The sequence below is a fragment of the Mycolicibacterium thermoresistibile genome (assembly GCF_900187065.1).
GTDB lineage: Bacteria > Actinomycetota > Actinomycetes > Mycobacteriales > Mycobacteriaceae > Mycobacterium > Mycobacterium thermoresistibile.
Map to the genome: position 1 here is coordinate 2,445,027 of NZ_LT906483.1, position 12,403 is coordinate 2,457,429.

Here is a 12,403-nt window from a genome sequence, read left to right on the forward strand (position 1 = left end):
AACATCGGCCGCTGTGCCAGGATCGATCGCAGAACGGTCGACCCGGACAGAAAGGGATTCGATGCCGCCGGCCGACGACAGCGCAGTGAACATCCGGACGAGCATCCGGACGCAGTTGCCCCTGGCGCGGGTCCGGGTCCTGGACGTGGGGACCGTGGCCTCCGACGGGGTGTCGCGGTTGCTGGCCGATCTGGGTGCCGATGTGCTGAAGGTGACCGCGCCCGGCGGCGGTCCCGGCTCCGCCGCCCAACCCACGGTCGCCGGGTTCCGGGTCGGCGCCGCGGTCGACAACGCCAACAAACGCACCGCGGTCCTCGATCCGGGCGATCCGGCCGACCGCGCTCGGTTCCACGACCTGGTCGCCACCGCCGACATCCTGGTCGACGGGGGGATACCCGGCGGTGCCGCCGCCTTCGGCGCCTCCTGCGCCGAGTGCGCCGAACAGCACCGCCACCTGGTCGCCCTGCAGGTCAGCGACTTCGGCGCGACCGGACCGCGGGCGTCGTGGCAGGCCACCGACCAGGTGCTGTATGCGCTGTCGACGGCGTTGTCCCGGTCCGGTCCGACCACCGGCCGACCGGTGCTCCCGCCGGACGGCATCGCCTCGGCGACGGCGGTCGCCCAGGCGGCGTGGGCGGCGCTGGCGGCCTACTTCCACCGGTTGCGGCACGGCACCGGTGACTACATCGACGCCTCCCGGCTGGAAGCGGTGGTGCAGGCCCTCGACCCGCCGTTCGGGTCGCAGGGTCAGGCCGCGGCGGGCCGCAGGAACACCGCCGATCTGTGGCGTGGCCGGCCCCGCAACCAGGACATCTACCCGATCTTCGCGTGCCGGGACGGATATGTCCGGATCTGCCTGCTCTCGCCCCGGCAGTGGCACGGGATGCGGGCCTGGCTGGGGGAGCCGCCCCGGTTCAGCGGCCCCGAGTTCGACTCCATCGCCGCGCGGTACGCGGCGGGACGTGAGCTCAACGCCGCCATCGCCGAACTCTTCGCCGATCAGACCATGGCCGAGCTGGTCGCCGAGGGACAGCGGCGGGGTGTGCCGATCGCCGCGGTGTCGACCCCCACCGAAGCACTCACCTGCGAGCACTTCCAGGCCACCGGCGCGCTGACCGAGATGGACCTGGGCCCGGGCGTGCGGGTCGCCGTGCCGACGGGGCCGTTCGTCGTCGACGGCCGGCGCGCCGGTCTGCGCACCCCGGCCGTCCCGGATTCGGCGGCGGACTGGATCACGCCGGGGGAGCCCGCGTCGCGTTCGCCCGCCGGGACTGCGACCGCCACCCCGGGAGCGGGCGCCTATCCGTTCTCCGGGCTGCGCATCCTCGACCTCGGGGTGATCGTGGCCGGTGGCGAGCTGTCGCGGCTGTTCGGCGACCTGGGCGCCGAAGTGATCAAGATCGAGAGCGCGGCTTACCCGGACGGTCTGCGGCAGGCGCCGCCCGGGATGGCCATGAGCAAGTCGTGGGCGCTGACGCACCGCAATCACCTCAGCCTCGGTCTGGATCTGCGCCACCCGGAGGGCGCCGACCTGTTCGCCCGGCTGGTGGCGTCCGCGGATGCGGTGTTCGCCAACTTCAAGCCGGGAACCCTGGCCTCCCTCGGGTTCTCCTACGACCGGCTGCGGGAACTGAACCCCCGCATCGTGCTGGCGGAGAGCAGCGCGTTCGGCGCCACCGGCCCGTGGAGCGGGCGGATGGGATACGGACCGCTGGTGCGCGCGGCGATCGGGGTGACCCGGTTGTGGACCACCTCCGGCACCGGTGACGACGGCGTCGGCAGCGGCCGATTCTTCGACGCCACAACGGTGTTCCCGGACCATCTGGCCGCGCGGGTGACCGCTCTGGCGGCGCTCGCCGCGCTGATCGCCCGGGAGCACGGCCGGTCCGGGGCGCACGTGCACATCTCCCAGGCCGAGGCGGCGGTGCACGCCCTGGCCCCGACGTATGTGCTCGAGGCCGCCCGCAGCGCCGGCCTTCCGGTCGCCGATTCCCCTGCGGTGCACGGGGTGTACCCGTGCGCCGGCGACGACGAGTGGTGCGTGATATCGCTGCGCGGCGACGACGACCGTGACCGCCTCGCCGCGCTGATCGGCGCGCCGCTGCCCACCGACCGCGCCGAACTGGACGCCGCGATCTCGGCCTGGACCGCCGGGCAGGACAATCTCGCCGTCGCGGAGGCATGTCAGCAGGCGGGTGTCCCGGCCGCGCCGATGCTGCGAGCGGTCGACGTGCCGGCCGACCCGCAGATCGTGCACCGCGGGGTGTTCACCGACATGGAACACCCGCTGTTCGATGAGCCCATGCCGTCCGAGACCCGGCCGGCGCGGTATCGCCGGATTCCGTCGGCCCCGCTGCGGCCCGCGCCGACGGCCGGTGAGCACACCCGGGAGGTGTGCCAGAAGGTGCTGGGCCTGGAGGCGGTCCACATCGACCGCCTGCTCGCCGACGGTGTGCTGTTCACTGCGGCGCCGTCGACCGGACGGGACGGGTCATGACCCTCGACCCGCGAACCCCGGTGCTGGTCGGCTTCGGCCAGGTCAACCAGCGCGAGGAGAACCCGGCGCGCGAACCGGTCGACCTGATGGCCGCGGCGGCGCGCCACGCCGGCGACTCCCGGGTGCTCGCCGCCGTCGATTCGGTGCGCATCGTGAACCTGCTGTCCTGGCGGTACCGGGACCCGGGTCTGCTGCTCGCCGAGCGCATCGGCGCGGCGAACGCCGCCACCCGCTACACCGGTATCGGCGGCAATGTGCCGCAGTCGCTGGTCAACCAGGCCTGCCTGGACATTCAGGCCGGCCGGGCCGGCGTCGTGCTGATCGCCGGCGCGGAGACCTGGCGCACCCGCAGCCGGCTGCGCGCCCGCGGGGCCCGTCCGGACTGGACCCGCCAGGACGACTCCGTTCCGGTGCCCCCGGGGGCGGACGAGAACGTTCCGATGGCGACCCCGGCGGACATCCGGATCCAGTTGGACCGACCGTCCTACGTCTATCCGCTCTTCGAACAGGCGCTGCGGATCACCGCGGGCGAGCACCCCGACGCGCACCGCCGGCGCATCGGCGAACTCTGGGCCCGGTTCAGCGCGGTGGCCGCGGACAACCCGCATGCCTGGAACCGGAAGGCGCTGTCCGCCGAGCAGATCTGGCGGCCCGGCCCGGACAACCGGATGATCAGCTGGCCCTACCCCAAACTGATGAACTCCAACAACATGGTCGATCAGGGTGCGGCGCTGATCCTGACCTCGGTACAGCGGGCCCGTGAACTTCGGATTCCCTCGGAGCGTTGGGTTTTCCCGTATGCGGGTACCGATGCCCACGACACCTACGCGATCGGTGAGCGGTACCGGCTGGACCGTTCACCGGCCATCCGGATCGCCGGGCGGCGGGTGCTGGAACTGGCCGGTTTGGGCATCGACGATTTCCGGTTCGTCGACGTCTACTCCTGTTTCCCGTCGGCCGTGCAGGTGGCCGCCATCGAGTTGGGGCTGCCGCTGGACGATCCGGCACGCCCGCTCACCGTCACCGGCGGGCTGACATTCGCCGGCGGCCCGTGGAACAACTACGTCACCCACGCGATCGCGACCATGGCCGAGCGGCTGATCGCGGCGCCGGGCAGCCGCGGGCTGGTCACCGCGAACGGCGGATATCTGACCAAGCACGCGTTCGGGGTGTACAGCACCGAACCGCCACCGGTTGAGTTCCGTTGGGAAGACGTGCAATCCGAGGTCGATCGGGAACCGGTGCGCAAGGTGCTGGTGGAGTGGTCGGGGACCGGGACGGTGGAGTCCTGGACCACGCCGTTCGATCGGGACGGCAATCCGGAGAAGGCCTTCGTCGCGGTGCGCACCCCCGAGGACAGCCGTGCACTGGCGGTCATCATCGACCCGTCCGCCGCCGCGGTCACCGTCAGCGAGGACGTCGCCGGCGCGCCGATCCGGGTGCACGCCGACGGCACGGCCACCCTGGGCTAGGCCGGCGCGACGTCGGTGTAGCTCAGCGTGTAACCGTCCGCCGAGAAGGTGAAGCCCTCGCCGGACGCCTCGCTCAGACACGAGATCCCGCTGGCCTCCTGCACATTGCAGCGGAATCCGGCGGCCGCCAGGATCCGGTCGAACGCCAGCTCCCGGGCGGTCCCGGTTCCGGGGGAGAAGACCGGCTCGGCCGGGGCGGCGAAATGCGCCGCGCCGCTGCGGCTCACGACGATCGCGGTCGGCCTCGCCGGGTCACCGTCGGCATCCGGAACCCGGGTGGGCGCGCCGGTGATCGGCAGCGTCGACCCGCCGGCGGCCTGGCAACCGGCCTGCTCTCGGGGCACGATGGCGCAGTTCCACCGGCCGCTGGGGCTGCGGAAGAAGTAGCCGACGACCCGGCCGTCGACGCGGACGGCGTACTGCGAGGCGTCGACCAGCAGCTCATTGCTGGGGCGGGCGGTGCTGGTCGCCGGGGCCGGCGGGGCCGCAGCCGGCGGCGCCTCGGCGTCCTCGGTGGTCACCACGGCCGGACCGGCGCAGCCGGTCAGCATCAGGAACCCGGTCAGCGGAGCCGCCATCCGCCGGGCGGCCGACCTCAGATACGCGTTTCTCACCGGGCACGACTGTAGCGCGGTCGTCACCGAGCAGCCGCCGCAGCGTGCGGGCGTTGCGCACGGCGTACCCGCCGAGGTCGTTGTTGAAATAGACGTCGACGTCGCGGCCCTCGTCCTGCCAGCTGCGGATCCGGTCCGCCCACCGGCGCAGTTCGTGCTCCGGATACGAGCCGTGGTATCTGCTGTGCTGATCGGGGCCGTGCAAGCGGATGTACACCAGTCGCCCGGTCGCACGGGGAATGCAGCGCAGGCCGGCGCCGCTCATCACCACATAGCCGGCGCCGTGGCGTTCGAGCAGCCGGAACACCTCCGGGGCGTCCCAGGACGGGTGCCGGATCTCCACGGCCACCGGGATGTGGTCCGGCATCACGGTGAGGAAGTGGTCCAGCCGCTCCAGGCCGTCGTGCTGGCCGCGTTCGAAGTCGGGGTGCAGCTGCACCAGCAGCGCCTCGGCGCGGTCGCCGAGCGCGTCCCAGCACCGCCGGAAACGTTCCACCCACGGTTCGGGGCCGGTGAGGCGGCGGAAATGGGTGAGGCCGCGGTGCGCCTTGACCGACATCGTGAATCCGTCGGGCAGCCGCTGCCGCCACCCGGCGAAGGTGCTGTCGCGGGGCCACCGGTAGAAGCTGGCATTCAGTTCGACGGTGTCGAATTCGGCCGCGTACACCGCCAGCCGACGGCCCGGCGGGGTGCGGGGTGGGTACAGCACGCCGGTCCAGTGGTCATAGGACCAGCCCGAGGTACCGATGCGGATCATCGACGGTTCAGCTCACCACCTCGGCGCGCAGATCGTCGTTCAACGACACCCGCACCAGCGCGGCGGCCAACCGCGCGCAGCGCCGCGGCGCCAGCGCGCCGAGCCGGCGCGCGTCCGTCGGCAGCCCCAGGTCATCGGCGGCGGCCCGGGCACGCTCGTCGAAATATGGCCGCACCCAGGTCCACACGTCCTGCACCTCGCGCAGGAAGATGTCGGCCGCGGTGTCGCCGATCCCGTTGAACTGCTTGAGCAGTGCCTTCGCCGCGGCCGGATCGTGGCCGGCGGCGCCGGCGAGCCGGCGCAGATCGCCGCGGTAGCGGTCGCGCACGGTGGACGCGATGTCGGTGAGCCGGGTGGCCGAACTCTCGTCGTAGCGCACGTAACGGGCGCGGCCGAACGCGTCGATCAGTTGCCGGCGGTCCGCGTCGAGGACCCGCTGCGGGGTGCGCAGTCCCGCCCGGAACAGTTCACGGGCGGCCCGGGTCGCGATGGCGGCGTCGATGGGTTTGCCGGCAAGCATGCCCAGGGCCAGCAGCTCGAACAGCGGCATCGGTTGATCCTTGAGCCGGATGCCGCCCTCGTCGGCGAAGGTGGTGCCGGCCGTGGCCAACAGCCGGTCCACCCGGCGCTGCTGCGTGGATCGGTCCATGCCGACCGGCTTCCCGCGAGGGCCGGGCGCGAAACGCATCGCGCCCGGCCTCGAGGCCGGCCCCCGGGATCAGGCAGCCGCCGAACCGGCCACCTCCGGTTCGGCGGCCTCCGGCGAGGCCGGCACCGGCATCAACGCCTCGGAGACGATGTCGGCGACGTCGGTGACCAACCGCACCTGCAGCGAGTCGAGCACGTCGCCCGGCACGTCGTCGAGATCCGGTTCGTTGCGCTGCGGCAGGAAAACCGTTGTCAGGCCGTGCCGTTGGGCGGCCAGCAGTTTCTGCTTGACCCCGCCGATGGGCAACACCCGACCGTTCAGGGTGACCTCACCGGTCATTCCGACATCCGGGCGCACCCGCCGGCCGGTCGCCATCGAGACCAGCGCGGTCACCATCGTCACACCCGCCGACGGGCCGTCCTTCGGCACCGCGCCGGCCGGCACGTGCAGGTGGATGCGCCGGTCGAGGGCCTTGGGGTCGACACCCAGTTCCCCGGCGTGGGCGCGCACGTAGGACAGCGCGATCTGCGCCGACTCCTTCATCACGTCGCCCAGCTGACCGGTCAACTGCAGGTCCGGCTCCCCGTCGGTGGCGGTCGCCTCGACGTAGAGCACATCGCCGCCCATCCCGGTCACCGCCAGCCCGGTGGCCACCCCGGGCACCGCCGTGCGTTCGGCGGTCTCCGGTGTGAACCGCGGCCGACCCAGATACTCGACCAGATCCGGCTCGTCGACCACCAGCGGTGCGCCGGCGCCGTCGGCCAGTTTGGTGGCGACCTTGCGCAACACCTTCGCCAGCAGCCGCTCGAACTGCCGCACACCGGGCTCCCGGGTGTAGTCGGCGGCGATCTTGCGCAGCGCCGCCTCGGTCACCGTGACCTCTTCGGCGGTCAACGCGGTGCGCTCCAGCTGCCGCGGTAGCAGGTAGTCGCGGGCGATCGCGATCTTGTCATCCTCGGTGTACCCGTCGATCTCGATGAGCTCCATCCGGTCCAGCAGGGCCGGCGGGATGTTCTCGACCACGTTGGCAGTGGCCAGGAACACCACATCGGACAGGTCCAGCTCCAGGTCCAGATAGTGGTCCCGGAACGTGTGGTTCTGCGCCGGGTCGAGCACCTCCAGCAGTGCGGCCGCCGGATCGCCCCGGAAGTCCGAGCCGACCTTGTCGATCTCGTCCAGCAGCACCACCGGGTTCATCGACCCGGCCTCGCCGATGGCGCGCACGATCCGGCCGGGCAGAGCGCCGACATAGGTGCGCCGGTGGCCGCGGATCTCGGCCTCGTCGCGCACACCGCCCAAGGCGACGCGCACGAACCTCCGGCCCAGTGCCCGCGCCACGCTCTCGCCCAGCGACGTCTTACCGACCCCGGGCGGACCGACGAGCACCATGACCGCACCCGAACCGCGGCCCCCGACCACGTGCAGGCCGCGTTCGGCCCGGCGCGCCCGGACCGCCAGGTACTCGACGATGCGGTCCTTGACGTCCTCCAGGCCGTGATGGTCGGCGTCGAGGATCTCCCGGGCCGCCCGCAGATCGGTGGAGTCCTCGGTGCGGACATTCCACGGCAGCTCCAGCACGGTGTCCAGCCAGGTGCGGATCCACCCGCCCTCCGGGCTCTGCTCGCTGGCCTTCTCCAGCTTGCCGACCTCCCGCAGCGCCGCTTCCCGCACCTTCTCCGGCAGATCGGCGGACTCGATCCGGGCGCGGTAGTCCTCCGCCGAGCCCGGCCCGTCCTCCTCACCGAGTTCCTTGCGGATGGCGTTGAGCTGCTGACGCAGCAGGAACTCCCGCTGCTGCTTCTCCATCCCGGTCCGCACGTCCTCGGCGATCTTGTCGCTGACCTCGACCTCGGCCAGATGCTTACCGGTCCAGTCGATCAGCAGCCGCAGCCGCTCGTCGACGTCGACGGTCTCGAGCAGCTGCCGCTTCTGCACCTGGGTCAGATACGCGGCGTAGCCGGCCGTGTCGGCCAGCGCCGACGGGTCGGTCAGTTGATTGACATAGTCGACGATCTGCCAGGCCTCGCGCCGCTGCAGGATCGCCATCAGCAGCGATTTGTACTCGGCAGCCAGCGCGCGCGTCTCGTCGGTGGGTTCGGGTTCGGTCACCTCGGTGACCTGAACCCACAACGCAGCGCCGGGCCCGCTGGTGCCGGCGCCGATGACGGCGCGGGCCTCGCCGCGCACCACCGCCGCAGGGCTGCCACCGATGTGCCCGACCTGCAGAATCGACGCCAATGCCCCATGTGTCGGGTACCGGTCGTCAAGGCGCGGCGCGACCAGCAGCTTGCCCGACTCGCTGGCCCGCGCGGCATCGACCGCGGCGCGGGCGGCGTCGTCGAGCTCGATCGGCACCACCATCCCCGGCAGCACGATCGTGTCGCCGGAGAACAGCACCGGCACTGTCGTGGCTTCTGCCATCAGTCTTTTCCTCCAAAGTTCAGTCTGTTGGACTCAACTTGTGTGGAGGTGGGTTTGTTCCCGCGCCGCGGGAGTCCCCACGACGGTGACACCGGACTACCGCCGGATTCCCCCTCGACGGGGATGGCGGGGCCGGTGCGGACCCGGTATCCCTGCGATATGCATACCTGGCGTCTACGCGATTTCCACCACGACGACCTCGACGAGGTCATCTCGATCTGGGATCAGAGCCGCCGGCCCGACGAGTCGCATCCGGTGTTCTCGGTGTCGGAGGTGATCTCCGCGGCGCGCGCGGGTCAGCCGGCGGTGGTGGCCGTGGTCGGCGATCAGGTCGTCGGCATGGCGGCCGCACATCTGCAGGGCGAGCGGGCGTGGATCTCGATGGTCGCGCTCGGCGACGGCTGGCGGAATCAGGGTCTGGGCAGCGCGCTGCTCGGCGCCCTCGAGGCCCGGCTGCACGCGCACGGGGTGCGGCGGATCAGCGCGCTGCTGCCCCGGGACGCCACCGGCGCGGTCGCGCTGCGCAATTCGAGCTATGCGCAGCGCGACGGGCTGACCTATTTCGAGAAGGTCGAGCGGCTCGGCGGGTCCGATGCCGGCCTGCTGGCCACGCTCGGCGGTCAGGTGCTGGACGCCAGCCACTGGCATGAGCTGGCCGGCATGGACACCGAGAAGCAGATCATCGAGCGCCGAGTGGTGCTGCCGCTGGCCGAACCGGACCTCGCCGCGAACTACGGTGTGTCACCGCCCAAGGCGGTCATCCTGTTCGGGCCGCCGGGCACCGGGAAGACCAGCTTCGCCAAGGGGGTGGCCGGCCGCCTGGGTTGGCCGTTCGTGGAGATCTTCCCGTCGCGGCTGGGCGCGCCAGACGGCGCCATGGCGGCCGCGCTGCGGGAGGCGTTCACCGCCGTGATGGATCTGGAGGCCGCGGTCGTCTTCATCGACGAGGTCGAGGAGATCGCCGGATCACGTTCGGGCATCGCCGGGGACCCGGCCCACCGCGTCACCAATGAGTTGCTCAAGCTCATCCCCGCGTTCCGCAGCCGCGACGAGCGGCTGCTGATCTGCGCGACGAACTCGGTGCGTTCCCTGGATTCGGCGTTCCTGCGTCCCGGCCGGTTCGACTACATCATTCCGATCGGACCGCCCGACGAGGTGGCCCGGGCCGCGATCTGGCGGCGATACCTGGGCCGGCACGCCGAGCTGGTCGAGGTCGACAAACTGGTGGAGGCCAGCGACATGTTCACCCCGGCCGACATCGAGTTCGCCGCCCGCAAGGGCGCCCAGACCGCGTTCGAGCGGGAAATCCAGTACCGCCGTGGGGAACCCGCACGCACCGACGACTACCTGGCCGCGATCGCCGAGACCCGTCCCACCCTGACCCGGCAGATGATCGCCGAGTTCGAGGAGGACATCGCCGAGTGCACCCGGCTGTGAGGGCCCGGCCGGCACCGGGCCCCGGCCGCCGCAACGGCAGGGAGCCTGCCGTCGGGGAAACGGCAGGCTCCCTTGGGTGGGTGGTTGATCAGGCGGCGGCTTGTGCGCCCAGCACCCGTTGGATGTCCGGTTTCATCTCCTGCAGCTGCTGGCCCCAGTAAGCCCAGCTGTGGGTGCCGTGGGCCGGGAAGTTGAACACCCCGTTCTGCCCACCGGCGGCGATGTAGTTGTCCCGGAAGGTGATGTTGGTGCGCAGGGTGAATCCCTCCAGGAACTGCGCGGCCATCAGGTTGCCGCCCTCCACGCCGGCGTCCAGCTCCGAGGGGTTGCCGGTGCCGCAGTAGATCCAGATCCGGGTGTTGTTGGCCACCAGTTGCGCCATGTTGACCATCGGATCGTTGCGCTTCCACGCCGGATCCGACGACGGACCCCACATGCTCTCGGCGTTGTAGCCGCCGGCGTCGTTCATCGCCAGGCCGATCAGCATCGGCCACCAGCCCTCGGAGGGATTGAGGAAGCCGGACAGCGACGCGGCGTAGATGAACTTCTCCGGGTGATAGATGGCATACGTCAGCGCGGTGCTGCCGGACATCGAAATGCCCACCACCGCATTGCCGGTCTGCGAGACACCGCGGTTGGCCTCCAGCCAGACCGGCAGCTCCTGGGTCAGGAACGTCTCCCACTTGTAGGTGTAGTCCTGGCCGTTGCCGCGGGACGGCTGATACCAGTCGGTGTAGAAGCTGGACTGGCCGCCGACCGGCATCACCACCGACAGCCCGGACTGGTAGTACCACTCGAACGCGGCGGTCTCGATGTCCCAGCCGTTGTAGTCATCACGCGCACGCAGACCGTCGAGCAGGTAGACCGCGTGCGGGCCGCCGCCCTGGAACTGCACCCGGATATTGCGGTTCATCGCGTGCGAGTACACGTCGAGGTATTCCACGGGCAGACCCGGCCGGGAGAACGCACCTGCGGTTGCCGAAACCCCCGCCAATCCGATCAGGCCGGGCATCGCCAACGCCGCCACGGCGCCGATCGTCAACCGTCGCAGCGCCGTCCGTATCGCCGAACCGCCTAATTTTCTGACGAATTTCATAACGGCAACCAACCCACCTTTCCATCGCATGGCACATGCATTTGCCGTCTTTGCGTACGTAGTAGAGCACGCGGTGGGAGCCGCGACGCGCTGTCAACGCCGCACGACAGCGTCGCGGTTGGCTAACGATTACGACTCGGCGAGGACTCGGCGCACCGGGAACACGGGCTGTTACCTGTGGGAATGTTGTTACTGCTGAGAACTCGAATGGTGGTTGTCCGACGCGCCGGCGACACGGTGCAGCCGGGTCGCGTGCCGCGCCGACAACTCCTCCAGGCAGCTCACCCCGAGCAGCTTCATGGTGCGTGTGACCTGCGAAGACAGGATCTCGACCGCCCGCTGCACCCCGGCCTCGCCACCGGCCATCAACCCGTACAGATAAGCCCGGCCGACCAGGGTGAACCGGGCGCCGAGCGCGATGGCAGCCACGATGTCGGCACCCGACATGATCCCGGTGTCCAGCAAAATCTCGGTGTCCCGTCCGAGCTCGCGGGCCACCGTCGGCAGCAGGTCCAACGGCACCGGTGCGCGGTCGAGTTGACGGCCGCCGTGATTGGACAGCACGATCCCGTCGACGCCCCGCCCGACCACCGCACGCGCATCGGCGAGTGTCTGAATCCCCTTGACCACCAGCTTGTTCGGCCAGTGCTGGCGGATCCAGTCCAGATCCTCGAAGGTCACCGTGGGATCGAAGGTGCTGTCGAGGTATTCGGCGACCGTGCCGGGCCACTGGTCACCCTCGGCGAACGTCAGCGGTTCGGTGGTGAGCAGGTCGAACCACCACCGTGGCCGGGCCGCGGCGTCCAGGACGGTCCGCCAGGTCAACGCCGGCGGGATCGACATCCCGTTGCGGGTGTCGCGCAGCCGCGCCCCCGCCACCGGAACGTCGACGGTCACCAGCAGGGTGTCGTAACCCGCCGCGAGTGCCCGCCGCACCAGCGCCATCGACCGGTCCCGGTCCTTCCACATGTACAGCTGGAACCAGTTGCGCCCGTGCGGGTTCTCCGATTTCACCGTTTCGATCGAGGTGGTGGCCAGAGTGGACAGCGAGAACGGGATGCCGGTCCGTCCGGCGACCCGGGCGCCGGCACGTTCGCCCTCGGTGTGCATCAAGCGGGTGAAACCGGTGGGGGCGATACCGAACGGCAGCGCCACCGGTGCGCCCAGGACGTCCCAGCCGGTACGCACCGTGGCGACGTCACGCAGGATCATCGGGTGGAACTCGATGTCGCGGAACGCCTGCCGGGCGCGCCGCAACGACAACTCCTCCTCGGCGGCGCCGTCGGCGTAGTCGAAGGCGGCCCGCGGGGTTCGCCGCCTGGCCAGCCGGCGTAGGTCCTCGATGGTCAGGGCCGCGGCGAGCCGCCGGCGGGTGGTCAGCCTCGGAGCCGAGAAGCCCAGCAGGCCGGTCAACTCCCGGGGCCGGGGGAGACGTCGCCTCGTCATCACTGTTCCGTCAA

The 12,403-nt window shown here is 70.8% G+C and carries 8 protein-coding genes and 1 pseudogene; 3 read left to right on the forward strand and 6 right to left on the reverse strand.

What is annotated here, in order from left to right; all coding sequences use genetic code 11:
• Nucleotides 1-61 precede the first annotated feature (61 nt).
• Together CKW28_RS11365 and CKW28_RS11370 are read left to right on the forward strand one after the other, a co-directional pair.
• On the forward strand, nt 62-2,497 hold the full coding sequence (locus CKW28_RS11365; protein ID WP_003927506.1) for a CaiB/BaiF CoA-transferase family protein: 2,436 nt from the start codon (nt 62-64) through the stop codon (nt 2,495-2,497).
• Complete coding sequence (locus CKW28_RS11370; RefSeq protein ID WP_003927507.1) at nt 2,494-3,969, forward strand: acetyl-CoA acetyltransferase; 1,476 nt, start codon at nt 2,494-2,496, stop codon at nt 3,967-3,969. The genes CKW28_RS11365 and CKW28_RS11370 overlap by 4 nt, the downstream gene beginning before the upstream one ends.
• Here CKW28_RS11370 and CKW28_RS11375 read toward each other — a convergent pair.
• From CKW28_RS11375 to lon, 4 genes and pseudogenes are all read right to left on the reverse strand, one after another.
• The gene (locus CKW28_RS11375) at nt 3,966-4,520 is read right to left on the reverse strand and encodes a hypothetical protein (RefSeq protein WP_003927508.1); all 555 of its coding nucleotides are present in this window, start codon (nt 4,518-4,520) and stop codon (nt 3,966-3,968) included. The two genes, CKW28_RS11370 and CKW28_RS11375, sit on opposite strands and share 4 nt — an antisense overlap.
• 91 nt (nt 4,521-4,611) lie before the next feature.
• A pseudogene (locus CKW28_RS11380) lies at nt 4,612-5,340 on the reverse strand (DUF72 domain-containing protein); the annotation flags it as partial.
• A gap of 7 nt (nt 5,341-5,347) precedes the next feature.
• A complete protein-coding gene (locus CKW28_RS11385) occupies nt 5,348-5,989 on the reverse strand; it encodes a hypothetical protein (protein ID WP_003927510.1) in 642 nt (213 codons plus the stop codon).
• A 69-nt stretch (nt 5,990-6,058) separates the two neighbouring features.
• Entirely contained in the window at nt 6,059-8,410 is a 2,352-nt protein-coding gene (lon, locus tag CKW28_RS11390; protein ID WP_040548180.1) for an endopeptidase La, read from the reverse strand.
• A 159-nt stretch (nt 8,411-8,569) separates the two neighbouring features.
• On the opposite strand from lon, the gene CKW28_RS11395 reads away from it, so the two are divergent.
• Nucleotides 8,570-9,847 carry an ATP-binding protein gene (locus CKW28_RS11395; protein WP_040548182.1) on the forward strand — a complete coding sequence of 426 codons (1,278 nt, stop codon included), beginning with the start codon at nt 8,570-8,572 and terminating at the stop codon, nt 9,845-9,847.
• An 88-nt stretch (nt 9,848-9,935) separates the two neighbouring features.
• Here the strand turns inward: CKW28_RS11395 and CKW28_RS11400 are convergent, their stop codons facing one another.
• Together CKW28_RS11400 and CKW28_RS11405 are read right to left on the reverse strand one after the other, a co-directional pair.
• Nucleotides 9,936-10,943 (reverse strand): esterase family protein, encoded by a 1,008-nt coding sequence (locus CKW28_RS11400; protein WP_040548185.1) that lies wholly within the window; start codon nt 10,941-10,943, stop codon nt 9,936-9,938.
• Between the two features lie 189 nt (nt 10,944-11,132).
• Nucleotides 11,133-12,389, reverse strand: coding sequence for an alpha-hydroxy acid oxidase (locus CKW28_RS11405; RefSeq protein WP_040548188.1), 1,257 nt, complete (start codon nt 12,387-12,389; stop codon nt 11,133-11,135).
• Between the last annotated feature and the right edge of the window lie 14 nt (nt 12,390-12,403).

Excerpts from the sequence above, each read along its gene's own strand:
- CKW28_RS11365 (WP_003927506.1), top strand. The coding sequence starts at position 62 with ATGCCGCCGGCCGACGACAGCGCAGTGAACATCCGGACGAGCATCCGG.
- CKW28_RS11370 (WP_003927507.1), top strand. The coding sequence starts at position 2,494 with ATGACCCTCGACCCGCGAACCCCGGTGCTGGTCGGCTTCGGCCAGGTC.
- CKW28_RS11375 (WP_003927508.1), bottom strand. The coding sequence starts at position 4,520 with ATGCTGACCGGCTGCGCCGGTCCGGCCGTGGTGACCACCGAGGACGCC.
- CKW28_RS11385 (WP_003927510.1), bottom strand. The coding sequence starts at position 5,989 with ATGGACCGATCCACGCAGCAGCGCCGGGTGGACCGGCTGTTGGCCACG.
- lon (WP_040548180.1), bottom strand. The coding sequence starts at position 8,410 with ATGGCAGAAGCCACGACAGTGCCGGTGCTGTTCTCCGGCGACACGATC.
- CKW28_RS11395 (WP_040548182.1), top strand. The coding sequence starts at position 8,570 with ATGCATACCTGGCGTCTACGCGATTTCCACCACGACGACCTCGACGAG.
- CKW28_RS11400 (WP_040548185.1), bottom strand. The coding sequence starts at position 10,943 with ATGAAATTCGTCAGAAAATTAGGCGGTTCGGCGATACGGACGGCGCTG.
- CKW28_RS11405 (WP_040548188.1), bottom strand. The coding sequence starts at position 12,389 with ATGACGAGGCGACGTCTCCCCCGGCCCCGGGAGTTGACCGGCCTGCTG.